The organism is Amnibacterium sp. (assembly GCF_036559085.1).
Classification (GTDB): Bacteria; Actinomycetota; Actinomycetes; order Actinomycetales; family Microbacteriaceae; genus Amnibacterium.
In genome coordinates, this window is sequence record NZ_DATBTU010000081.1 from 1 (window position 1) to 22357 (window position 22357).

The 22357-nt window shown below is 72.3% G+C and carries 26 protein-coding genes; 16 read left to right on the top strand and 10 right to left on the bottom strand.

Annotation, left to right across the window (positions count from 1 at the left end):
- From VIG76_RS14955 to VIG76_RS14965, 3 genes are all read left to right on the top strand, one after another.
- On the top strand, window positions 1-1066 hold a 1066-nt coding region (locus tag VIG76_RS14955; RefSeq protein ID WP_331955595.1), incomplete at its 5' end, for a mandelate racemase/muconate lactonizing enzyme family protein.
- Between the two features lie 148 nt (window positions 1067-1214).
- A complete protein-coding gene (locus VIG76_RS14960) occupies window positions 1215-1403 on the top strand; it encodes a hypothetical protein (RefSeq protein ID WP_331955597.1) in 189 nt (62 codons plus the stop codon).
- A gap of 29 nt (window positions 1404-1432) precedes the next feature.
- Window positions 1433-2296 carry an aminoglycoside adenylyltransferase domain-containing protein gene (locus VIG76_RS14965; protein ID WP_331955599.1) on the top strand — a complete coding sequence of 288 codons (864 nt, stop codon included), beginning with the start codon at window positions 1433-1435 and terminating at the stop codon, window positions 2294-2296.
- Window positions 2297-2310: 14 nt separating this feature from the next.
- On the opposite strand, the gene VIG76_RS14970 is transcribed toward VIG76_RS14965, so the two are convergent.
- The 3 genes from VIG76_RS14970 to VIG76_RS14980 are packed head-to-tail and all read right to left on the bottom strand — an operon-like array spanning window position 2311 to window position 4249.
- Window positions 2311-3111, bottom strand: coding sequence for an MBL fold metallo-hydrolase (locus VIG76_RS14970; RefSeq protein WP_331955601.1), 801 nt, complete (start codon window positions 3109-3111; stop codon window positions 2311-2313).
- 57 nt (window positions 3112-3168) lie between these two features.
- Window positions 3169-3810, bottom strand: a complete 642-nt coding sequence (locus VIG76_RS14975) for a winged helix-turn-helix transcriptional regulator (RefSeq protein ID WP_331955603.1) — start codon at window positions 3808-3810, stop codon at window positions 3169-3171.
- A 4-nt stretch (window positions 3811-3814) separates the two neighbouring features.
- Window positions 3815-4249: a VOC family protein gene (locus tag VIG76_RS14980; protein ID WP_331955605.1), complete on the bottom strand. Its 435-nt coding sequence runs from the start codon at window positions 4247-4249 to the stop codon at window positions 3815-3817.
- 159 nt (window positions 4250-4408) lie between these two features.
- Here VIG76_RS14980 and VIG76_RS14985 point away from each other — a divergent pair, with 159 nt between their 5' ends.
- Window positions 4409-6103: an AMP-binding protein gene (locus VIG76_RS14985; protein WP_331955607.1), complete on the top strand. Its 1695-nt coding sequence runs from the start codon at window positions 4409-4411 to the stop codon at window positions 6101-6103.
- Between the two features lie 49 nt (window positions 6104-6152).
- A complete protein-coding gene (locus tag VIG76_RS14990; protein ID WP_331955609.1) occupies window positions 6153-6278 on the top strand; it encodes a hypothetical protein in 126 nt (41 codons plus the stop codon).
- Window positions 6279-6529: 251 nt separating this feature from the next.
- Here VIG76_RS14990 and VIG76_RS14995 read toward each other — a convergent pair whose 3' ends face one another.
- Window positions 6530-6979 carry a GNAT family N-acetyltransferase gene (locus VIG76_RS14995; protein WP_331955611.1) on the bottom strand — a complete coding sequence of 150 codons (450 nt, stop codon included), beginning with the start codon at window positions 6977-6979 and terminating at the stop codon, window positions 6530-6532.
- An 86-nt stretch (window positions 6980-7065) separates the two neighbouring features.
- On the opposite strand from VIG76_RS14995, the gene VIG76_RS15000 reads away from it, so the two are divergent.
- The 3 genes from VIG76_RS15000 to VIG76_RS15010 all read left to right on the top strand — a co-directional run bounded on the left by VIG76_RS15000 (window position 7066) and on the right by VIG76_RS15010 (window position 9390).
- Window positions 7066-7470, top strand: coding sequence for a DUF1801 domain-containing protein (locus VIG76_RS15000; protein WP_331955614.1), 405 nt, complete (start codon window positions 7066-7068; stop codon window positions 7468-7470).
- Window positions 7471-7579: 109 nt separating this feature from the next.
- A complete protein-coding gene (locus VIG76_RS15005) occupies window positions 7580-7813 on the top strand; it encodes a hypothetical protein (RefSeq protein WP_331955616.1) in 234 nt (77 codons plus the stop codon).
- 68 nt (window positions 7814-7881) lie between these two features.
- Window positions 7882-9390, top strand: a complete 1509-nt coding sequence (locus tag VIG76_RS15010; RefSeq protein ID WP_331955618.1) for a flavin-containing monooxygenase — start codon at window positions 7882-7884, stop codon at window positions 9388-9390.
- A 118-nt stretch (window positions 9391-9508) separates the two neighbouring features.
- Here VIG76_RS15010 and VIG76_RS15015 read toward each other — a convergent pair whose 3' ends face one another.
- Together VIG76_RS15015 and VIG76_RS15020 are read right to left on the bottom strand one after the other, a co-directional pair.
- Complete coding sequence (locus tag VIG76_RS15015) at window positions 9509-10384, bottom strand: alpha/beta hydrolase (RefSeq protein ID WP_331955620.1); 876 nt, start codon at window positions 10382-10384, stop codon at window positions 9509-9511.
- A 90-nt stretch (window positions 10385-10474) separates the two neighbouring features.
- Entirely contained in the window at window positions 10475-10942 is a 468-nt protein-coding gene (locus VIG76_RS15020) for a MarR family winged helix-turn-helix transcriptional regulator (RefSeq protein WP_331955622.1), read from the bottom strand.
- Window positions 10943-11003: 61 nt separating this feature from the next.
- Between VIG76_RS15020 and VIG76_RS15025 the strand changes: the two genes are divergently transcribed.
- The gene (locus VIG76_RS15025) at window positions 11004-11225 is read left to right on the top strand and encodes a hypothetical protein (RefSeq protein ID WP_331955624.1); all 222 of its coding nucleotides are present in this window, start codon (window positions 11004-11006) and stop codon (window positions 11223-11225) included.
- Between the two features lie 51 nt (window positions 11226-11276).
- The gene (locus VIG76_RS15030; protein WP_331955628.1) at window positions 11277-11888 is read left to right on the top strand and encodes a DinB family protein; all 612 of its coding nucleotides are present in this window, start codon (window positions 11277-11279) and stop codon (window positions 11886-11888) included.
- Between the two features lie 7 nt (window positions 11889-11895).
- Here the strand turns inward: VIG76_RS15030 and VIG76_RS15035 are convergent, their stop codons facing one another.
- The gene (locus VIG76_RS15035; RefSeq protein WP_331955630.1) at window positions 11896-12762 is read right to left on the bottom strand and encodes a 3-hydroxyacyl-CoA dehydrogenase; all 867 of its coding nucleotides are present in this window, start codon (window positions 12760-12762) and stop codon (window positions 11896-11898) included.
- A 102-nt stretch (window positions 12763-12864) separates the two neighbouring features.
- Between VIG76_RS15035 and VIG76_RS15040 the strand changes: the two genes are divergently transcribed.
- Window positions 12865-13227 carry a DUF1622 domain-containing protein gene (locus tag VIG76_RS15040; RefSeq protein ID WP_331955632.1) on the top strand — a complete coding sequence of 121 codons (363 nt, stop codon included), beginning with the start codon at window positions 12865-12867 and terminating at the stop codon, window positions 13225-13227.
- A gap of 3 nt (window positions 13228-13230) precedes the next feature.
- Here VIG76_RS15040 and VIG76_RS15045 read toward each other — a convergent pair whose 3' ends face one another.
- Together VIG76_RS15045 and VIG76_RS15050 are read right to left on the bottom strand one after the other, a co-directional pair.
- Window positions 13231-13854 carry a TetR/AcrR family transcriptional regulator gene (locus VIG76_RS15045; protein ID WP_331955634.1) on the bottom strand — a complete coding sequence of 208 codons (624 nt, stop codon included), beginning with the start codon at window positions 13852-13854 and terminating at the stop codon, window positions 13231-13233.
- Between the two features lie 71 nt (window positions 13855-13925).
- A complete protein-coding gene (locus VIG76_RS15050) occupies window positions 13926-15998 on the bottom strand; it encodes an MDR family MFS transporter (protein ID WP_414640661.1) in 2073 nt (690 codons plus the stop codon).
- A 202-nt stretch (window positions 15999-16200) separates the two neighbouring features.
- On the opposite strand from VIG76_RS15050, the gene VIG76_RS15055 reads away from it, so the two are divergent.
- From VIG76_RS15055 to VIG76_RS15075, 5 genes are all read left to right on the top strand, one after another.
- Window positions 16201-17529: a carboxylesterase family protein gene (locus VIG76_RS15055; RefSeq protein ID WP_331955638.1), complete on the top strand. Its 1329-nt coding sequence runs from the start codon at window positions 16201-16203 to the stop codon at window positions 17527-17529.
- A 56-nt stretch (window positions 17530-17585) separates the two neighbouring features.
- Complete coding sequence (locus VIG76_RS15060; protein ID WP_331955640.1) at window positions 17586-18092, top strand: SRPBCC family protein; 507 nt, start codon at window positions 17586-17588, stop codon at window positions 18090-18092.
- Window positions 18093-18188: 96 nt separating this feature from the next.
- Window positions 18189-20669, top strand: a complete 2481-nt coding sequence (locus VIG76_RS15065) for a molybdopterin oxidoreductase family protein (RefSeq protein ID WP_331955642.1) — start codon at window positions 18189-18191, stop codon at window positions 20667-20669.
- Window positions 20666-21124: a ferritin family protein gene (locus tag VIG76_RS15070; protein ID WP_331955644.1), complete on the top strand. Its 459-nt coding sequence runs from the start codon at window positions 20666-20668 to the stop codon at window positions 21122-21124. The genes VIG76_RS15065 and VIG76_RS15070 overlap by 4 nt, the downstream gene beginning before the upstream one ends.
- On the top strand, window positions 21121-21678 hold the full coding sequence (locus VIG76_RS15075; protein WP_331955646.1) for an HPP family protein: 558 nt from the start codon (window positions 21121-21123) through the stop codon (window positions 21676-21678). Before VIG76_RS15070 ends, VIG76_RS15075 begins: the two co-directional genes overlap by 4 nt.
- Window positions 21679-21727: 49 nt before the next feature.
- On the opposite strand, the gene VIG76_RS15080 is transcribed toward VIG76_RS15075, so the two are convergent.
- Window positions 21728-22357 (bottom strand): aminoglycoside phosphotransferase family protein (locus VIG76_RS15080; protein ID WP_331955648.1); only part of this gene is annotated, 630 nt, incomplete at its 5' end.

The window sequence follows — 22357 nt, forward strand, 5'->3', positions numbered from 1 at the left end:
GATCGCCGAGCTGCAGGTCCGGCCTGTGACGGTGCCGCTGCCGCGGCCGTGGGGTCCTAACGTGCCCACGCTCACGTTCCTCGAGACGACGGTGATCGACAGCGACGGCGCGGAGGGCGTCGGGTTCTCGTGGACGCCGACGATCGGGGCCGCCTCGGTCGCGGCGATGCTCCGGCACGACATCCGCGACCGCGTGCTCGGGGAGGCCGTCGACCCCGTCGCGCTCTGGGAGCCGCTGTGGCGTCATCTGCATGAAGCCGGCGGCGGCGGGGTGACCACCATGGCCATGGCGGGGCTCGACCTCGCGCTCTGGGACCTCGCCGGGGTGCGTGCCGGCACGCCCGTGCAGTCGCTGCTCGGCGCGTCGGCCGACGCCGCCTCCGACGTCTACGGCAGCGGGGTGAACCTGCACCATCCGCTCGACGAGCTGGTCGAGCAGGCGCGTTCGTGGGTGGCGCGCGGCTTCCCGGCGGTGAAGATCAAGGTCGGCTCGTCCGATCTCGCTCGCGACCTCGCTCGCGTCGCCGCGGTGCGCGACGTCGTCGGCGACCGGCCGCTGATGATCGACGCGAACCAACGCTGGGACCTCGAGCAGGCGGTGACGGCGCTCGACGCGCTCGCGCCGTTCGCTCCCGGGTGGATCGAGGAGCCGTTGCGGGCCGACGATCTGGCCGCGTACGAGGCGCTCGCCGCACGGACGTCGATCCCGATCGCGTGCGGGGAGAACCTGTACACGCGCTACCGCTTCGAGGAGTTCGCCCGCTCGGGCGCCGTGCGCACGCTGCAGCCGAACGTCGTCCGGATCGGCGGCATCACGCCGCTCGCGGCCATCGACGCGGCGTGCGCCGACGCCGGCGTCGATCTCGCGCTGCACCTGCTCCCCGAGCTGAGCGCGCAGGTCGCGCCGGCGCTGCGGAACCCCTCACCGGTCGAGGTCGTCGACGGCGCGGAGCTCGCAGCGCTGGGCGTGCTCGCCACCCGGTCCCCGGTGGAGGTCCGGGAGGGCTGCATCCTTCCCGTGCCGCACGACGGCATCGGCATCCGGTTCGCCGGTGAGGGCGCTTGACCCGGCTCTCCCGCGACTGCTGTCCGCACGGGCAACTGCTGCCGCTGCAGCAGCCTCAGTTGTCCGTGCGGACAGCACACGCGTTGCGGCGGACGGCCGAACGGGCCTACTCGCTCGATGGTCGGGCGGCCGCGGCAGAATCGGCATCGTGACGGACGTCGAGCCGGGGGAGCGGCCGATGTGGGACCTCCACGTGCTCACCCTCGCCCTCGAGACGATGGAGCGCGAGCTGGAGACCACGACGGATCCGTCCGAGCATCGCGAGTTGACGGAGAACATTCGACGGCTCACCGCCCACATCGACCGGATGATCGGCGCCCGCCCCTCCCGCGGGTAGCGCTCGGCGACGGCGGATACGGTCCATCCGTGGCGGGAGATGCGGCGCTCGGCGACCTCCGCGGGACGCTGACCCCCTTCCGCGCCCTCGACGCGGTGCTGATCGATTACGCCCACACCCTCCGCGAACTCCTCGGCGACGAGCTCGTCGGCCTCTACCCGACCGGATCGCTCGCGGTCGGCGACTTCGACCTCACCAGTGACGTCGACCTGCTGGTCGTCCTCCGCGCCGAGCCCAGCGCCGAGCGTGTCGAACGGATCCAGGCCGCGCACCGGACGCTGCTCGCGAGGAACACCCGGTGGGTGCGGCACCTCGAGTACTCCGTGTTCCCGCTGCCGACGCTGGCAGAGAAGTCGTCGCCCTACGGTCCGGAGGGCCACGACGACGATCCCCGCCGGCTGCTCTGGTACTTCCCCAACGGCGGCTCCGACGTCGAGCGCTCCGATCACGACAACTCGCTGGTGACGCGGTGGACCCTCCGCTACCGCAGCAGGCCGGTCCTCGGGCCGGATCCGGCGACGTTCGCCCCGGAGGTGACTGCGGACGAGCTCCGCCGGGAGATCAGGAGCTCGATGCTCGGATGGCGCGACGCGTTCGGTCCGGGCTCGCCGTTCGACAACCGGTTCCACCAGGTCTTCTTCGTGCTGAACAACTGCCGTGCCCTGCAGGACCTCCACGAGGGCCGGGTCACCTCGAAGCGGGACGGCGTGCGGTGGGCCCTGCAGCACCTCGACGCCGAGTGGCATCCGCTCATCGAGTGGTGCTGGCGGGAGCGGCAGGACACGGAGATCTCCGTCCTCCAGCCCGCGGACCCCGTGGCGGTGCGCGAGACCGTCCGCTTCATGGCCGCGACGACGCGGCTCGCGGAGGAGTTCGTGCTCCCACCCGGCTGATGAGGCGCGCCCGGTCACCTCTGCGCGAGGCGCTCCACCTGTCCGGCGTGCAGGTCCGGCACCCAGTCGTAGACGGCCGAGGCACCGATCCGCGGATCGTCCGGCTCGCGGCCGTCCCGGAGCGCCTCCACGTAGGCGCGGTCCAGAGCGATCCGTTTCTGGGCGCAGCCGCGGCCGCCGACCGAGCCGTGGCCCGGGATGACCACGTCGACGTCCCCGGCGACCGCCTCGAGGAGGTCGAGGGCACCCAGGTAGTCGCCGATCGGGTCGGCGCCCATGCCGTCGAGCATCGGGACGAGCGCGTCCGAGAGCATGTCGCCGGCGACGAGCACGCCTCGGTCGGCGACCAGGAGCGCGGCGTGGCCGGTGGCGTGGGCGCGGTGCTCGAGCACGCGGACCTCGGTACCGTTCCAGGGGATCCGCGTCCCGTCGCCCGGCAGCGCCGTGATGTCACCGAGGAGGGCCATCGGCACCCGGTGGACGATGCCGGCCGGGATCATGCTCGCGACCCGTGCCTCCCATCCGGGTCCCGACAGCCGGGTCCGGACGAGTTCGGCGGCGTGGGCGGTGCCGTAACGGGGGACGTCACCCAGGCGCGCGTGCCAGAGCAGGTGGTCCCAGTGCGGATGGGTGGAGAAGCCGGCGGCGACGGTCCGCCCCGAGTCCTCGAGGTCCCGGGCGAGGCAGGCCAGCTCCTCGTCGAGGATCCCCGCGTCGATCAGGAGCACGCCGCCTCGGCCGTCCACGACCACGGCGTTGCTGCTGCAGAACTCGCTGACATGGACGCGCACGCCGTCAGCCACCGGTTCAAGCACGATGTCCTTCTTCTGTGTCGGACGATCTGGGCGACGACTCCATCCGCCCGCGGCCGCTCATGCGGCGAGGTGGAACGTGGTCGCGAAGCGGTCGAGCAGGTCCACCCGGCCGTGCCGCACCTCGACCACGCCGCTCTCGACGGCGCGTGCCGGCGCGAGCTCGCCCGAGATGAGGCGGCGGATGTCCGGCCCGGTCGCGAACACGAGGTCGGCCGGCCCGTCGCCCCGCTGCACGTCGAGCGCGGGCCCGTCGACGCGGATGAGCAGCTCGGCGGCGCCGACGTGGGCGCCGTAGGCGGTCGCCGGCAGTGCCGCGGCGACGTCGGCGCGGAAGGCGCTGCGGAGGTCCATCGTCATCGAGTCGGGCGTGATGATCTGCTCCTCCCGCGGGTCCCCCATCGCCTTGAAGCCCCACGCTCCGAGCGCGAGCACGACCGGCTCGAGCTCGCGGCCGTATGGCGTCAGCTCGTAGACGACGACCCGCGACCGCGGCGCCCGACGGAGGATGCCCGCCGCCTGGAGCTCCTTCAGCCGGGCCGCCAGGATGTTGCTCGGGATGCGGGGGAGGCCCGCCGAGAGCTCCGAGTAGCGGCGCGGGCCGACGAGCAGGTCACGGATGATGAGCAGCGCCCAGCGCTCGCCCACGAGCTCGAGGGCCTGCGTGATCCCGGAGTACTGCCCGTAGTCGCGGGCCGCCATGGGCTCAGGCCTGCTGAGCCATGTAGGCCGCCGGGCCCTGGGCCGCGGCGACCGGGTCCATCCAGCCGAAGTCGACGACGTTGCCGTCGGGGTCGGTGAGGCCCCGCTGGTACATGAAGCCGTAGTCCGAGGGCTCCCCGACCTCGGCACCACCGGCGGCGACGCCCGCGGCCACCGCCCGGTCGACGGCCTCCCGGCTGTCGACGAAGATCGCGGTCGCGGAGGTGGGGCTGCTCTTCGGGTCGCCGATGGGCAGCTCGGTCATGCTCTGGAAGTACTCGCGGACCTGGATCATGAAGTAGTTGTGGTCCTCCTCGACCACGACGCAGGCCGCGTTGTGGTCGGTGAACATCGGGTTGATGCGGAAGCCGACCGCCTCGTAGAACGCTTTGGCGCGGTCCAGGTCGGTGACGGGCAGGTTGACGAACATCATGGACATGGTGGCCTCCATCGGCTGGTCCCCGGATCGGATGCCTGATACTTGCAAAAAGCAAGTAGGTCGTCAAGGGTCGTCTCGTTTCTCGCCCGCGCGCCCGACCCGAGTGAGCCTCGCGTCAGCACGGTGACCCACTCCGCAGGCGGAGGCATGATGGCGGGCATGGGATCCACCGACGCGTTCCGTGCTGCCCGGGACCTCCTCATCCGCCACCGCGAGGACCACCCGCGGGCGACCGCCGAGTTCGTCTGGCCGGATGTCGGCGAGGCCTTCGAGTGGGCCACCGACTGGTTCGACGTCATCGCCCGGGACAACGAGCGGACCGCGCTCTGGATCGTCGACGAGCACGGCGGCGAGCAGCGCGTGTCCTTCGAGCGGATGCGGCAGCGCTCCGACCGGGTCGGCGCGTGGCTCGCGAGCCGAGGCGTCGCGCCCGGCGACCACGTGATGCTCATGCTCGGCAACCAGGTCGAGCTGTGGGAGTCGATGCTCGCGGTGATGAAGATCGGCGCCGTGATCCTCCCGACGACGACCGTGCTCGCCCCGCACGACCTCGCCGATCGCATCGGGCGCGGGCTGGTGAAGCACGTGATCGCGAACGCCGCCGATGCGCCGAAGTTCGAGGCGCTGAGCGGCTTCTCCCGCATCGTGGTCGGCGGCCCGGTCGGGGGCTGGGCCGACTACGCCGAGGCCGAGGGCTTCGACGGGCTGCCGCCGACCGTGGCGATCCGCTCTCCCGATCCGTGCCTCGTGTACTTCACCTCGGGGACCACGAGCCGCCCGAAGATGGTCGTGCACACCCGCACCTCCTACCCGGTCGGGCATCTCACCACGATGTACTGGCTGGGGCTGCAGCCCGGCGACGTGCACCTCGCCATCAGCTCGCCCGGGTGGGCGAAGCACGCCTGGAGCTGCTTCTTCGCGCCGTGGATCGCCGAGGCGACGGTGTTCGTCTACAACGCCGCGCGGTTCGATCCGGTCGCCCTCCGCGAGCAGCTCGACCGTGCAGGTGTCACGACGTTCTGCGCGCCGCCGACCGTCTGGCGGATGCTGATCCAGTCGAGGCTCGGCGAGCGGCCGCACGCGCTCCGCGAGGCGGTGTCGGCGGGGGAGCCGCTGAACCCCGAGGTCATCGCGCAGGTGCAGGCGGCGTGGGGCCTGACCATCCGCGACGGCTACGGGCAGACCGAGACAACCGCGACGGTGGCGAACACCCCGGGGAGCCCCGTGAGGAGCGGATCGATGGGCGTCGCGCTGCCCGGGGTCGCGATCGTGCTGGTGGACCCGCTGACCGGCGAGCAGGGCGGCGACGGCGAGATCTGCATCGACCTCTCGCAGGCCGCCCCGAACCTGATGGCCGGCTACCTCGGCGTGCCCGGCACGGGCGCTGCCACCGCGGAGCGCTACTACCGCACCGGCGACGTGGCGAGCCGGGACGCCGACGGAACGATCACCTTCGTCGGCCGCACGGACGACATCTTCAAGTCGTCCGACTACAAGGTGTCGCCGTTCGAGGTCGAGAGCGTACTGATCGAGCATCCCGCCGTCGCCGAGGCCGCCGTCGTGCCGGCGCCGGACGAGACGCGGCTGAACGTCGTGAAGGCCTACGTGTCGCTCGCGAACGGATGGGCGGCGGATGCCGACACGGCGCTCGCCGTGCTGCGGCACGCGCGGGAGCAGCTGCCGCCGTTCCAGCGCGTGCGGCGGCTGGAGTTCTTCGAGCTGCCGAAGACCATCTCCGGCAAGATCCGCCGTGTCGAGCTGCGGGACCGGGAGGCGGCCGCCGCGCGGGACGGGGTGACCCTGCCCGACGAGTGGCGGGACGACCGCTTCGACGAGCTCGGCGTCGGCCGCTGACTCAGGGAACCGTCCGCCCACCCCCAGGTGGCCCGAGCACGATGCCGGGATGAGCGACCCGCGCAGCAGCGATCAGACCGACGACGAGCAGCAGGCCGAGACCCTCCCCGACGGGTCGGGACCCGCGTCGAACACGGGCGGCGACACGGGCGACGACGACCAGTTCCAGGGCTGAGCGCCCGGCGCCGCCCGAGGCCTTCATCCCTCAGGCGTCCCATGTCACGAGTTGCCACTTCTGGCCCTGAAGGCAGTCCCTCGAGGGCGAGAAGTGGCAACTCACCTCTTGCGCGCCAGGACGCAGATCGTGAGTTGCCACTTCTGGCCCTTGAGGCGCACCCTTGAGGGCCAGAAGTGGCAACCCACCTCATGAAGGCGCGTGTGTAGGGCGTGCGTGACTCCACCCGTACCGCGGGACGCGGATGAGGGCTAGTCGGCCGGTGCGGTGAACCGGTAGACGTTGGTCGTCCGCAGCGCGAAGCCCATCCGCTGGTAGAGCCGGTTGGCGGCCTCGCGGCTCGGCCGGGACGTCAGGTCGACGGTGCGCGCGCCGAACTCGAACGCGACGTCGATGCCGCGTTGCACGAGCATGCGGCCCACGCCGCCGCCACGGACCTGCTCGTCCACCACCACGTCCTCGATCCAGGCGCGCACGCCGGTCGGGATGGCGAACACGGCGAGCGTGAGCATCCCCACGGGGCGCCCCTCGGCGTCCTGCGCGACGAGCAGGCGCGTCGCCGGCGACGACGCGATCGCCTGCAGGTCCTCCTGCGTGGGCTCGGGGCTCGACGTGGAGAGCTGCCGCACGAGCGCGCCGAGCACCGCCGCGAGCTCGCCGGACACCCGGTCGACCTCGATCACCTGATACGTCGCGTCCATCCGGCACACGGTAGCCGTGCGGCGGGACCGGGACCTGAGCGCCCGGGCACCTGGACGGACGAGGTCGCGCGCCCTTGGATGAGCCCGTGAGCGACTCCGAACGGCATCCCGGCGTCGACGCCTACGTGAACGGGCTGCCCGACTGGCAGCGCGCGCTCTGCGGGCGGCTGCGCGACCTGATCCACGAGGCGGACCCGGCGATCGAGGAGACGATCCAGCGCCGCGTGCAGCCCTACTTCGTGCTCGACGGCACCGTCTGCGCGCTGCTGGCCGCCAAGGACCACGTGAACCTGTTCCTCTACGACGGCGGCATCGTGCCGGATCCGCACGGCATCATCACCGGCGGCCACGGCAACACCACGGCCCGCACGATCGCGTTCCATGAGGGCGATCCGGTGCCGGCCGGCCCGCTCCTCGAGCTGCTGCGCGCGATCGTGGCGGACAACCGGGCGGGCGGATGGCGACGGCTGAAGGCGAGCCGATCCGGCTGACGCGACCCATTCCCCGGTCGGCATACCCCGCACTCTGGGGGCCTCGTCGGTCCCCCGATCCGGCGTCCCGTCCCCGATGCTGAACGCGGGGAATCGAAGGGACGTCGCAGTGACGAACGCATGGTGGGACCGGGGAGACCGGCGGACGACGAGGGCGCAGATCGCGATGCGCGCCGGTGCGGCGTTCGCCGCCGTCGCGCTGACGCTGTCCATCTCGTGGCCGGTCGGGATCGGCCTCGCCGTCGTCGTGTGCGCGATCGCCACCGTGCTGGCGAACCGGATGCTGCAGGCCGGCGAGCAGACCGCCGACACCGTCGTGGACCTGGCCGCCCTCCTCGCCTGAGCGCCTCGGGCCGCGCACACGGCCGAACACGTGCACCATTGACGGGCACGGCCGACGAGGGGATCCGCATGGTGGACGAGGTCGAGCATCTCGACGTCCTGATCGTGGGCGCCGGCATCTCCGGGATCGGGGCCGCGCACGCGCTGGCGACGCGGCGGCCCGGCACGCGGTTCGCGGTCCTCGAAGCACGAGCGGCGCTCGGCGGCACCTGGGACCTGTTCCGCTACCCCGGCATCCGCTCCGACTCGGACCTCACGACCTTCGGCTACGAGTTCAAGCCGTGGACCGACGTCAAGGTGATCGCCGACGCCGACCGGATCCTCGCCTACCTGCACGAGACCGTCGCGGAGTACGACCTCGAGCGGTACCTGCGGTTCCAGCGACGGGTCGTGCAGGCCTCCTGGAGCGGTGCGGAGGCCCGCTGGACGATCGAGGTGGAGCACACGGGCACGGCCGAGCGGAGCACGATCACCTGCGACTGGCTCTTCGCGGCCGGTGGCTACTACCGCTACGACCGGGGCTACACCCCCGAGATCGCGGGCCTCGACACGTTCGCGGGTCCTGTGGTGCATCCGCAGCACTGGCCCGAGGAGCTGGCTGCGCGCGGGAAGCGGGTGGTGGTGATCGGCAGCGGCGCCACCGCCGTGACGATCGTGCCGGCGCTCGCGCGTGAGGGTGCCGCCGTCACCATGCTGCAGCGCACCCCGACGTACGTGATGTCGCTCGCATCCGAGGACCGGTTCGCCGTGCGCCTCCGCCGCCTGATCGGGGACCGGCGCGCGCACGCCCTGCTCCGACGGCGCAGCATCGCGATCCAGCGCACGCTCTGGGTGCTCGCGAAACGGCGCCCCGCGATGGTGCGGCGCTTCATCCGGAAGCAGACCGTGCGGCAGCTGCCGGAGGGGTACCCGGTCGACGAGCACTTCAACCCCCCGTACGACCCGTGGGACCAGCGGCTCTGCTTCGTCCCCGACGGGGACCTCTTCCGGGCGATCCGGGACGGCGGAGCGGAGGTGGTCACGGGCCGCATCGGAACCGTCACCCCGGGCGGGGTCGAGCTCGAGGACGGCCGCACGATCGAGGCGGACGTGATCGTCACCGCCACCGGGCTCGACGTGCAGCCGTTCGGCGGATTCCCGATGGTGGTCGACGGCGCGGACGTGCGGCTCTCCGACACCGTCGCCTACAAGGGGCTGATGCTGTCGGGCGTGCCGAACTTCGCCTTCGCGATCGGGTACACGAACGCGTCCTGGACGCTCAAGGTCGGCCTCGTCTGCGAGTACTTCACGCGGCTTCTCGACCATATGCAGCGGCACGGATACGCGGTCGCGGTGCCGCGGCTGCCGGATGAGGGCATGCCGACGCGGCCGCTGCTCGACTTCGGCGCCGGCTACGTGCAGCGCGCGCTCGACCGGCTGCCGAAGCAGGGCCCGGCCGTGCCCTGGGTCACCTCGTCGAGCTACGCGGACGATGTGCGGCTGCTCCGCCGGGGCCCGATCTCCGACGCCGCGTTGGCCTTCTCGGCCCGGCCGACTGCTACCGCGGACGTGGTGGCCGTGACGACCGCCGCGCGCTGACGCTCAGCCCGCGATCTCGCGGAGGGTCCGACGACCGGCTGTTGCCACTTTCTGCGGGCTTGAGTGCCGCAAGATCGCAGAAAGTGGCAACAGCCGAGGGTGTGGCAGGCGGGGGGGCCTAGCCCGCGATCTCGCGGAGGATGGCCCGCTCGGCCACGCGGCCCTCGGGCGTGGGGAGCAGCGGGTAGTTGTGCAGCGCTCCCTGCGCGACCGTGAGGCGGAAGCGGTCGGGGCCGAGGCCGGCGGCCGCGAACCGCCGCTGCAGCCGGAGCACGTCCGGCGAGAGGACGTCGCGGGTGCCCACGTAGGCGTGGACGGGCGCCACTGCGTCGACGGATCCGTTGACCGGGCTCAGCCGCGGCTGTCGGGGATCGTCGCCGTCGGCCCAGGCGCGCCCCGCCTCGATGAGGCCGATCCGGGTGAGCCACGGGTCGTCGGCCTCGACCGGGGGGATCGCGGGGTCCTCCAGGGTCAGGTCGACCCACGGCGCCAGCAGCATCAGCAGCCGGGGCTGCGGCAGGCCGGCCTCCTCGAGCGTCTGGGCGAGGCCGAGCGCGAGGCCGCCGCCGGCCGAGTCGCCGAGGATCGTCGTGGCCTCGGCGCCGACCCGGGCGACGAGCCGCCGGTAGGCCTCCGTCACGAACGGGTACGCTCCCCGGTAGGTGTGCTGCGGGGCGAGGCCGTACCGGGCCACGACCACCTGCACGCCCGCCGCCGCGAGCCGCTCGACGAACGTCCACTGCTGCGGCGCCATCGGGTGGATGTAGGACCCGCCGGGCAGGTAGAGGGCGGCCCGACCCGTGGAGCGGCCCCCTGGCCGCACGGTGAAGCAGGGGAACCCGCCCACCTCGGTCGTCTCCACGTCGTGCCGGCGACGCAGCGCCCGCGGCGGGGGCGCGTTCCGCTTCGGGGCCGCGATCGCCGCCTGCGCCCGCGCGACGGTCGCCATGGTCGGCCGCGCGGTCATCCGCAGGTAACGGCCGATCAGTCTCATCGCGATGCTCGCCATGCGCCCACCCTGCCGCAGTCGCGGCGCCGAACGGTCGCCGCCGCGGTGACCCCCGTGCCGGAGGTGGGCGCCCCGTCAGGCGGCGGGCGAGTCGGCGGTGGGCGCCGCCTGCGCCACGACGGTCGCGCGGAGGAGGTGCGTGAGGCTGTCGCGCACCTGCTCGAGCGTCTCGATCGGCACACCGAGCCGCTCCACGATCCGGCCCGGGACCTGCTCGGCGCGAGCGCGGAGCGCCCGGCCGGCGTCGGTGAGCTCGACGCGCAGCTCCCGCTCGTCCTCGGGGTTGCGTGCCCGGCTGACGAGGCCCGCGGCCTCCAGGCGCTTGAGCAGCGGGGTGAGGGTCGGTGGTTCCAGGAACAGCGCCGCGGCGATGTCGCGCGCGGTGCGGGGGCTGCGCTCCCACAGCGACAGCATCACGAGGTACTGCGGGTGCGTGAGCCCGAGCGGCTCCAGCACCGGTCGGTAGAGCCCGATCACGCTGCGGCTCGTCGCGGCCAGGGCGAAGCACACCTGCCGATCGAGCGCCAGCGGATCCTCGGTCACGATCGGCCAGTGTACTGGTTCGTGCACAAAGGATCGTACGCGAACGATTAGACTACGAAGCATGGCTTCCCGACTGTTCGCCTTCGCTCGACGGCTCGACAAAGGGCTGTTCCCCTGGATGGGGCCGGCTCAGCTCGGCGCCGGGCATGCCGAGGAGCCGTACCGGCCGCCGGTCGACCCCAGCTGCCCGGTGTGCGGCGGTCCGCTGCGCGAGCACACGGTGGCGCGCAACGCCGACCAGTACCACGCGACCCGGCTGCTCTGCCCGCCGCGCACGGCCTGACCCTGTTCGGTCGGCTTTGAGGGTGTCGGCGGTGCTCACGAGGATGGCGGGATGCAGGAACCCACCCTCTTCGTGCTCGCGGACCGACGGCTGAACGAGGTCGTCCAGCAGATCCGCGACGACCAGTGGTCGCTGCCGATCCCCGAGTGGATACGGCTCGCCTCCACGACGGACCGCTCGACCCTCACGCTGCGCGACCTCGTCGCGTACCACGCCTACGACGACGTCTGGGTGCCCGACATCCTCGCCGGCAGCACGATGGCGGAGGTCGGGCCCGACCGGTGGAAGGCCGCCGACCTGCTCGGCGACGACCCGAAGGCCGACTTCGCGCGGATCGTCGAGGCGGCCGTCGCCGCCGCGGAGTCGCTCGCGCCCGACGACCTGCAGCGCACCGCGCACCTCTCCTTCGGCGACTTCACGGTGCAGGAGTACTTCTGGCAGATCACCCAGTTCCGGATGTTCCGCGCCTACGAGTTCGCGGTCATGATCGGCGTGGATCCGACGATCCCGATCGAGCTCGTGCGGGGTGTGCGGGCGCAGCTCGAGCCCCACATCGAGGGCTGGCGGCGCATCGGCGTCTTCGCTCCCGAGGTGCCGGTGCCGGCGGACGCCTCGGAGCAGGATCGACTGCTCGGCCTCTCCGGCCGCGAGCCCCGGGCCTGAACCGGCCTCAGCGGTACCGGTAGAAGCCCTCGCCCGACTCGCGCCCGAGCTTCCCCTGGTCCAGGTACTCGCGCTTCAGGTACTCGGCGAAGGCTCCGGCCCGCGTGTCGCCCGCCGCGGCGCTCGCGCTGGCGATCGCGTACGGGGTGCGCAGGCCGATCACGTCGTAGATCTGGAACGGCCCGAGCGGCGCGCCCGTCGCGATCCGCCAGGTGGCGTCGATCGTCTCCGGATCCGCGACATCGCGGACGAGCAGGTCGGCGGCCGCGTTCAGGAACGGCACGAGCAGCGAGTTCAGCACGTAGCCGGGCTGCTCCTTCTTCAGCCGGATCGGCACCATCCCGATCTCCTCGGCGAAGGCGACGACCCGCTCGACGACCTCCGGGTCGGTGCGCGGCGTCCCCATCACCTCGGCGGTGTTCTGGGCCCAGATGTGGTTCGCGAAATGCAGGGCCAGGAAGCGATCGGGGCGGCCGGTGGCATCCGCGATGGCGCTCGGCAGCAGCGTCGACGAGTTCGTCGCGAACACCGTCGTCTCGGGCGCCGCGGAGGCGATCGAGGCGTAGACCGAGCGCTTCAGCTCGAGGTTCTCCGGCACCGCTTCGATCACGAGATCCGTATCCCGCACCGCCTCGGCGATGTCGCTGACGAAGCGGATGCCGTCGACCGCCCGTCGCGCGGCGCCCTCTGGGTCCCCCACCTCGCGGGTGTACTGCCCGACGATGGCGTCGAACCGTCCCCTCGCGATGGTCAGCGCCGCGTCGTCGACGTCGTAGACGGTGACCGGGAACCCGTGGTTCGCGGTCTGGAAGGCGATCTGCGCGCCGAGCACGCCGGCCCCCAGCACGGTGACGGTTCGGAACGACGACGGCATGGCACTCCTCGGGTCGGTCGACCCGTTCTACCGCAGCCCCGCTGCGCCACCGCTGACCAGGCTGCTGGTGCGCTCCAGGTGCGTGCTCCCTAGCATCACGACATGACCTACACGGAGTGGATCGACCTCGCGGGCCGCGTGATCGACGCGTCGGGGGTCATCGTCGTCGAGGCGGGCGTCGTGCTCGCGAGCGTCATGGCCGTGGTCCGGCTGGTGCGCCGGGAGACCCCGGTCTACGGGCCGTACCGGCGGTTCCTCGGCCGCTCGATCCTGCTCGGGCTCGAGCTGCTCGTCGCGGCCGACATCATCCGCACGGTCGCCATCACGCCGACCCTGATGAGCGTCGCGGTGCTCGGTGGCATCGTGCTCATCCGCACGTTCCTCAGCTTCTCGCTCGAGCTCGAGATCACGGGCCGCTGGCCGTGGCAGAAGGCGCCGGCGGCACCGGGCGCGCCGCAGGCCTGAGGGTCAGACGGACTGCAGCCGGGCCGGCTCGACCGCCGACGCCGTGGCGACGGAGCAGATGGCGATGACGCCCTCCCAGAGCCGGTCCGCGAGCGGACGCATCCCGGGCTGGTCCTCCTCGAGGTTCTCGATGAGGGAGGCCATCACCAGCGTCACGGCGCGGCGGGCGTCCTCCTTGGGGAGCCGCTGCTCGGTGAGGTCGGTGAACTCGCGGCGGATGCTGCCCAGCCAGTGGAACAGCTCGGGCTTCAGCTCGGGCCGGCGCTGCAGCAGCTCGTGCATCGAGTCCCGGTCGGAGAGGCCGCCGGAGCCGGCGAGGCCGTCCGCCACGAGCCCGCACAGGTCGCGTACGACGGAGCCGGTCGAGCTCGCGAGGAATCGGGAGCGCTGCTCCGCGCCGATCGAGAACTCGGGCACGCCGAGCGCGGCGGCCGACTTCGACGGGAAGTAGTTGAAGAAGGTGCGGGGCGAGACGCCGGCACCGGAGCAGATCGCCTCAACGGTCACGGCGCCGAGGCCGGACTCGAGCACGAGTCGGCGGGCCTGAAGATGGAGTGCCGTCCGGGTCAGGCGCTTCTTCTGCTCGCGCCATGGGAGCTCGTCGACGAGTCTCGCAGCATCGCGCACGGCGGGCCTTTCGAGATGAGGGATTGGGGCTGCGGCCGTGGACCCGATGAGGGGTCCACGGCCGCAGGGGGTCAGGATCGGGAGCCGACCGGGACCGATCCGGTGGGGGCCTCGAGTGCGCCCGCCTCGGCGGCGGCGCTGCCGGCCGCCACGCCGAGCGTGTCCTCCGCGTCCGCGTTGTCCGCCTGCTCCTGCAGGGCCGAGCGCTGACGCAGCGGCGGCACCTTGAAGAACAGGGCGATCACGAACGCGATCAGCAGCACGATCAGGCCGACCCAGTAGATCTGCACGGCCGAGGTGTTGAAGCCGACGAGGAAGGGCCTCGACAGCCGCTTGTCGGCGCCGTTCAGGAACGAGGTGTCGCTCGTCGTGCTGGTCGACGCCTTCGACGTGGTCGAGCCGGCCTTGTTCATCTGCTTCACGAGCGCCGGCACGACCTTGTCCACGTAGTAGTGACGTTCGGAGGCGTTCGACCAGTCGACGGTCAGCTTCCCGTTCACGACCGAGGCGTGCGCCTTGGTCGCGGTGGTGGCCAGGGCCTTGTCGGTCGCGCCGGGCAGTGCGGCGGAGACCTGCTGGTCGATCACGCCCTGGGCAGCCGAGGCGGGGATGGCGCCGGCCTGCACCTGGGCGTCCACAGCCGCCGTGACCTGCTTGGTCACGGCGCTCCTGACCCCCGACGTCACCTGCGTCGTGGCCGTGTCGAGGCCCTTCTGCACGTTGGTCCTGATCGGGTCGGCGATCTTGTTCCAGAGCTGGTCCATGATCGGTTTGTTCGCCGGCGCGGTCGCCACGGACGGCGTGAGCGCGGCGTCGAGCGCCGAGGTCAGGTTCGCCGTGTCCGCGGTCGCGCTGAGGATGTTCGCCGGCATCGTCGAGAACAGCACGGAGAGCAGGATCGCGGTCCCGAGCGTGCCGCCGATCTGGCGGAAGAACGTCGACGCGCTGGTGGCGACGCCCATGTCCCGGACGTCGACCGAGTTCTGGCTGGCGAGGGTCAGGGTCTGCATCAGCTGACCGAGCCCCAGGCCGATCAGGAACATCCCGATCATCATGTACCAGAGGGGCTTGTCGACCGTCATCGTCGTCAGCCACAGGAAGCCGAGCGCGGTGAACGCCGTGCCGGTGACCGGGAAGATCCGGTAGCGGCCCGTCCGCGAGACGATCTGGCCGGAGGTGATCGACGAGATCATGAGGCCGAGGATCATCGGCAGCGTCGCGAAGCCGGACTCGGTCGGGGTGAGTCCCTCCACGATCTGCATGTACAGCGGGATGGTGAGCATCGCGCCGAACATCCCGAAGCCGACGAGTACGCCGAGCACCGTCGCGGTCGAGAAGACCCGTGAGCGGAAGAGCTTCAGCGGGATGATCGCGTCGTCCTTCATGAGCGTCTCGATCACCAGGAAGGCGACGAGACCGACCGCGCCGGTCACGTAGCAGGCGATGGAGCCGACCGAGGCCCAGCCCCACTCGCGGCCCTGCTCGGCGACGAGCAGCAGCGGCACCAGGGTCATGACGACAGCGGTCGCGCCCCACCAGTCGATGCGCACGCGGCGGGCGGCGCCGAACCGTGGAAGGTGCAGGAACGCGAAGACCATCCCGAGGGCGATGAGGCCGATCGGCACGTTGATCAGGAACACCCAGCGCCATCCACTGATGAAGAGGATCTGGCTGGCGCCCGCGAAGAGACCGCCGACCAGCGGCCCCAGCACGGACGAGACGCCGAAGACGGCGAGGAAGTAGCCCTGGTACTTCGCGCGCTCCCTGGGCGCGAGCATGTCGCCCATGATCGCGAGCGGCAGAGACATGAGGCCACCCGCGCCGATGCCCTGGACCGCGCGGAACGCGGCGAGCATGAGCATCGAGGTGGAGAACGACGAGAGCACGCTGCCGAGCACGAAGACCGTGATCGCGAAGATGTACAGCGGACGGCGGCCGAAGAGGTCCGACAGCTTGCCGTAGATCGGCGTGGCGATCGTCGAGGTGATCAGGTAGGCCGTGGTCACCCACGCCTGCTGGTTGAGGCCGTGGAGGTCGTCGCCGATCGTGCGGATCGCGGTACCGACGACGGTCTGGTCGAGGGCGGACAGGAACATGCCCGCCATGAGCCCGTAGATCACGAGCAGGATCTGCCGGTGCGACATGACCGCGCCGGAGGTCCGCTCCGGGGCGGCGGTGGAGACAGCTGACAAGGGACGTCCTTCGTGGGGGGAACGGCGAGGAGGCGGCGCGCCGGCATGCGGCGTGCGTTGCAGTGAGTGCAACTTTACATGAAGTGCAACATATTCCCGACTCGAGGGAGGGATCCGTCCGGCGGTCCGTCCCGATGCTGGGAGGATCGGGACGATGGCCCTCCAGTCCGCTGCCGAACCCGTCGTGCTCGACACCGGCGCCGGCCGGTTCGCCGGGCTCCGAGAGCAGGGCGTGCTGCGCGTGCGGGGCATCCGCTACGCCGTCGCCGGGCGGTTCGAGCGTCCGCGCGCCGCGTCGCCAGAGCCGGGGACGACGCCCGCGATCGATCCGGCCCCGGCGTGCCCGCAGCCCGACTCCCGGGGCGACCGCATGCTCGGCGAGCCCTACCGCGGCATCCGCTTCGACGAGGACTGTCTGCGCCTGTCCGTGACGGCACCCGACGACCTCGCCCCCGATGAGCGGGTGCCGGTGCTGGTCTGGATCCACGGCGGCTCGTACGTGGCCGGCGGCGGGGACCTGCCGATCTTCGATCCGGCGGCGCTCGTGCGGGAGCAGCGGGTGCTCGTCGTCGCCGTCACCTACCGGCTCGGCATGCTCGGGTTCCTCGGCGACGCGGAGCGCGTGCCACCGAACCTCGGGCTGCTCGACCTGATCGAGGCGCTGCGCTGGGTGCACCGGCACATCGCCGACTTCGGCGGCGACCCCGCGGCCGTCACCCTGATGGGGCAGTCCGCCGGTGCGGATGCGGCGGCCCACCTGCTCATCGCCGGCGGCGCCGAGGGGCTCGCCGCCCGCGCGATCCTGCAGAGCGCGCCGTTCGGCATCCGGCGGAACCGCAGCCGGATGACCGCGCGGATGCTCGACGCGGTGGGTGCGATCGACCCCGCCGCCACCGAGGACCTGCTCTTCGCCGCGCACGATCGCGCCTACGCGGCGGCCGCGCGCTTCGGGCTGCGCTCCGGCATGCCGTTCGGGCCGCAGTACGGGGCCGAGCCGTTGCCTGCCGAGGACCGGGTGGACGCCGCCTGGCGCCGGGTCGCCGACCGGGTGGACGTGCTGGTCGGCTGGACGAGCGAGGAGACGCGGTTCTTCGGCTCGCTGAGTCCAGGGCTCACGCGCCTGTTCGGCCTGCCGGTCGTCGGCGGACCCCTCGGGCGCCTGATCGTCCGGCTCACGACCGACGCGGTGTACCGGCGCGGCGGCCGTGGCTTCGCCGCGCTGCTCCGCTCGGCCGGCGGCCGGGTGACCGAGTACGAGCTCGACTGGCGGCCCGAGGGCGGCGCCGCCGGCGCGGGCCACGTCGTCGACCTGCCGCTGCTCTTCCCCGGGCCCGGCTGGGCCCGCGCCCGGCTGATCGGGGACGTGGATCCGGCGGACCTCGAGGGGATCGGTGCGGGCCTCCGCACGGTCTGGGGCGCCTTCGCTCGCGGAGAAGCGCTGCCCCCCTTGCCGCCCGGCCCCGTGCACCTGACGATGCGATGACGCACGGATTCCTCGGATCCCGTCCGCAGGCGGCCCGGTTCCGAATACCGTGCACCATGCCGCTCTTCTCCCAGTCCGAGTCCGGGGTCCCCTCCACGGTGCAGGCCCGCTCGACGCTGCCCCCGGCGAAGGCGCTGGCGCTGATCGCACCCATCGACCTGCCGTCGGTGTTCCACCGCTGGGGACCGTTCCCGGCGGTCGTCTCGGTCCAAGGGCAGACGGGCAGCTGGGACGCTCCAGGCCGCTCCCGGCGCACCCACTTCTCGGACGGCGGGTCAGCCCAGGAGACGATGACCGAGTACACGCCCGGCGCCGGTTTCGCCTACGAGCTGCGCGACTTCACGGATGTGTTCGGCCGGCTCGTCGAGGGCATCCGGGGCGAGTGGACCTTCACGCCCGACGGCGACGGATGCGTCGTGCGCTGGACGTGGGAGTTCAAGCCGAGACCCGGCAGACGGCTGCTGCTCGCCGGCGTCGTGGTGCCGCTCTTCAGGCGGTACATGCAGCGGGTGATGGACGCCTCCGTGGCGCTCGCCGAGCGCGAGGCCCTTGCCGCGCGCTGACGCGTCCGCCGCCCCAGCGAACTCCCGCCGTCGTCCCAGCGGTCTCCCCGCCGTCCCGGGGACGCTCCGATCAGTTGCATCGGGGAAAGGGATGGCATGGTCGATCGCGTCGCCGACATCTGGGGCACCCGCACGGCCTTCGCCCGGGGGGAGCGGTGGCCGGTCCGGGTCGACCTGAAGCTCGCAGACGGGGTGGCGGAGGCGGACGTCGACCGCTGGGTCACCTCCGCCTGCGTGCTCTGCAGCAACGGCTGCGGGCTGGAGATCGCCGTCAAGGACGGCGAGATGGTGGGCGTCCGCGGCCGCGCCACCGATGTCGTGAACCACGGCCGGCTCGGACCGAAGGGTCTGTTCGCGAGCTGGCAGGGCGTGCGCAACGGCGACCGGCTCACGCGTCCGCTCATCCGGGTCGGTGGCGAGCTCGTGCCGACCGACTGGGACACCGCGATGAACGTCATCGTCGAGCGCAGCAAGCGGCTGCTCGCGGAGAAGGGGCCGCTCACCCACGGCTTCTACACGAGCGGCCAGCTGTTCCTCGAGGAGTACTACGCGCAGGCGATCGTCGGCAAGGCCGGCATCGGGACGCCGCACATGGACGGCAACACGCGTCTCTGCACAGCCACGGCGGCCGCCTCGATGAAGGAGAGCTTCGGGTCCGACGGTCAGCCGGGCAGCTACAGCGACATCGACGAGTGCGACGCGATGTTCCTCTACGGCCACAACATGGCCGAGACCCAGACGGTGCTGTGGATGCGCGTGCTCGACCGGCTCGCCGGCCCGAACCCGCCCCGACTCGTCTGCGTCGACCCGCGCGAGACCGAGGTCGCACGGCAGGCCGAGGTGCACCTCGCGATCCGTCCGGGCACGAACCTCGCGCTCATGCACGGCCTCGTCCGCGAGGTGATCGCGCAGGGGTGGATCGACGAGGACTACATCGCCGAGCACACCATCGGTTTCCGGGAGCTCGGCGACATCGTGCAGCCCTGGACGCCTGAGCGGGTCGCCGAGACGTGCGGCGTCGACGCGGAGGACGTGCGGCGCGCGGCGCGGATCTTCGGCACGAGCGACCGCGTGCTCTCGACCGTGCTGCAGGGCTTCTACCAGTCGTCGCAGGCCACCGCGTCGAGCTGCCAGGTGAACAACCTCCACCTGCTGCGCGGGAAGATCGGGACGCCGGGCAACGGCATCCTGCAGATGAACGGGCAGCCGACCGCGCAGAACAACCGGGAGGCCGGCGCCGACGGGGACCTCTCGGGCTTCCGCAACTGGGAGAACCCGGCCCACGTGCAGCAGCTCGCGGACCTCTGGGGCGTGCACGCCGACAAGATCCCGCACTGGGCCCCCCCGACTCACGCGATGCAGATCTTCCGCTACTGCGAGCAGGGCTCGATCGAGCTCCTCTGGGTCATCGCCACGAACCCCGCGGTCTCGATGCCGCAGGTCCCGCGCATCCGGAGGATCCTCGAGCAGGAGAGCCTCTTCCTCGTCGTCGAGGACCTGTACCTGACCGAGACCGCGCGCTACGCCGACGTCGTGCTGCCGGCGGCCGCATGGGGGGAGAAGCAGGGCACGTTCACCAACGTGAACCGCACCGTGCACCTGTCCGACAAGGCGGTCGAGCCGCCAGGGGAGGCGCGCAGCGACCTCGACATCTTCCTCGACTACTCCCGGCGGATGGACTTCCGGCGCGACGACGGCCGGCCCCTGCTCGACTGGACCTGCCCGGAGGACGCCTTCCGCGCCTGGCAGGAGTGCACCCGGGGCCGGCTCGTCGACTACACCGGCCTCTCCTACGAGAAGCTCCGCGGCGGCACCGGCATCCCCTGGCCGTGCAACGAGGAGCATCCGGACGGCACGGACCGGCTCTACGGCGACGGGAACTTCCCCACGCAGTTCGACCGCGCGGAGTCGTTCGGCCACGACCTGCTCACCGGCGCGACCGTCGGGCCGCTGAAGTTCCGGGCGCTGCAGGCGGACGGCCGCGCGATCCTCAAGACCGCGGCCTACTCGCCCGCGAGCGAGGCGCCGGACGACGAGTACCCGTTCCTCTACTCGACCGGGCGGACCGTCTACCACTTCCACACCCGCACCAAGACGGCGCGCTCCCGCCAGCTGCACAAGGCCGCGCCGAGCGCCTGGGTGGAGCTCTCCGTGCCGGACGCCGAGCGCCTCGGCATCGAGGAGGGCGACCTGGTGCGTGTCGCCTCGCGTCGGGGCGAGATCGTCGTGCCCGCCCGCGTCGGCGACGTGCGCGAGGGCATGGTCTTCGCCCCCTTCCACTACGGCTACTGGGACCAGGGGCGGTCCGGGCCGGGCGACCGGCCGACCGCCGCGAACGAGCTGACCGAGACCGAGTGGGATCCGGTGTCGAAGCAGCCGATCCTCAAGGCCGCCGCCGTGCGGATCGAGAAGGTCGCGGACGGCGTGGGGCCGGCTCCCGCGCCGACCACGACCGCGTCGCGGCCGGCGGACCCGGCGGGCGTCCCGCCCACCGTCGGCGGCCCCGAGGCGGAGGTCGAGGAGCGGCCGTGGATCACCGAGCCGCCGTCCGTCCCGGACGAGAAGGACGCGCGATGAAGCTGCCGGTCTACCTCGGCATGCTCCACCGGGCCGAGGGGGAGCTGGCCGCCTCCTTCCGCACCGTGGCCGACGGCCATGGCGACGAGCCGGATGTGCGCTCCATCTGCACCGTGCTCGCGAAGCAGTGCGACGCCCACGTCGAGGCGATGCGGCCGCTCGTGGACCGCTACGGCTCGCAGCCCGACGACGAGCCGGAGCGGCTGCACGCGGTCGCGCTGCCGGAGCCCCGCACGGGGCCGCTCGCGCTGCTGCGCGACCTCCAGGACGTGCACGTGCTCGCCTCGTTCGTCGACATGACCTGGACGCTCGTCGGCCAGGCCGCGGCGTCGCTCCGGGACGAGGAGCTGCAGCGGATCGTCACCGAGTGCGAGGCGGAGACGACCACCCAGGTCGCCTGGCTGACGACGCGGATGAAGCAGTCCGCCCCGCAGGCGCTCGTGGTCGCAGGATGAGCGGGATCGGCGCCGGGGGAGCGCCGCTCGGCCGCCTCTCCGGCGGTCCCCTGGAGTCGCGGACCTCGAGCCGGCCGACTGCGGCGCTCTACGCCGCGCTGCTGAGCCTCGCCGTCCTCGCGCTCTCGGGCGCCGTCGGGCTCGCGTTGAAGCAACCCTGGTTGTTCCCCAGCCTGGGGCCGACCGTGATGCTGTTCTTCCAGTCGCCCCGACAGCGTGCGTCCCGGCCCTTGAACACGCTCGTCGGGCACGGCGTCGCCCTCGTCATCGGGTACCTCTGCCTGGTCGTGTTCGGCCTGGTGGGCGCCCCGCCGGTGCCGTCGGCCGGGCTCACCGTGCCCTACCTGATCGCCGGCGCGCTCTCGGTGGCGCTGACGACGGGCATCCTGGCGCTGCTGGAGCTGGAGCATCCGCCCGCCGGCGCGACGACGCTGATCGTCAGCCTCGGCATCATCGCGACGCCGTTGGGGCTGCTGTCGATGGCGGGCGCGATCGTGCTGGTGACGATCGCGGGGTGGGTGATCAACCGCCTGCTCCTCGGACGACGCAGCTGACTCTCGGATCGGGTGCCGCCGAGCCGCTCCCTGCCCCGATCCGCGGCGCTCATGCCTCGTGAAGCATGCACGCGACCTGCGCATGCAGCGGCAGGACCATCCCGTCGTCGAAGCCCCACGCGACGCTCTGCGCGAGCGTCCAGCGCCGCACACGATCCCGGTCGAGGCCGAGCTCCGCGCTCATCCGGTCGAGGGCCGGCACGAGCACGGCCGGGTCGCGCCGCGCCACGTCCCGCAGCACCGGTGCGGGCCCGAGCTCCCGCTCCCCGGCGAGGGGCTTCGGGTCGATCACGAGCCACGGCTCGCGCTCGGCGGCGAGCACGTTGCCGGCGTGCAGGTCCTGGTCGAGGAGCACCGGTGCCCCCTGGCTGCGGGGCAGCTCGTCGAGCGCCTGCAGCGCAGCGTCGAGCACGGGGCGCGGCAGGGCCCGGCCGCTGCGCTCCCACTCGTCCTCGAGGCCGGCCGCCCACCCGGCGGCCTCGGCGGCGAGCGTCGTCACGCGCTGCGGCGGGGCGACCCAGAGGCGGGGGAGCAGTCCCGTCAGCACCGCGAGGACCGTCTCCGGCTCCTCCTCGAGCAGCGCGGATCCCGGCGAGCAGCGCTCGAGCAGCAGGGCCCGCCGCTCCGGGTCCTCGTCGAGGAGCCGGACCGCCCCGCGGCCGCCCCAGGCCCGCAGCGC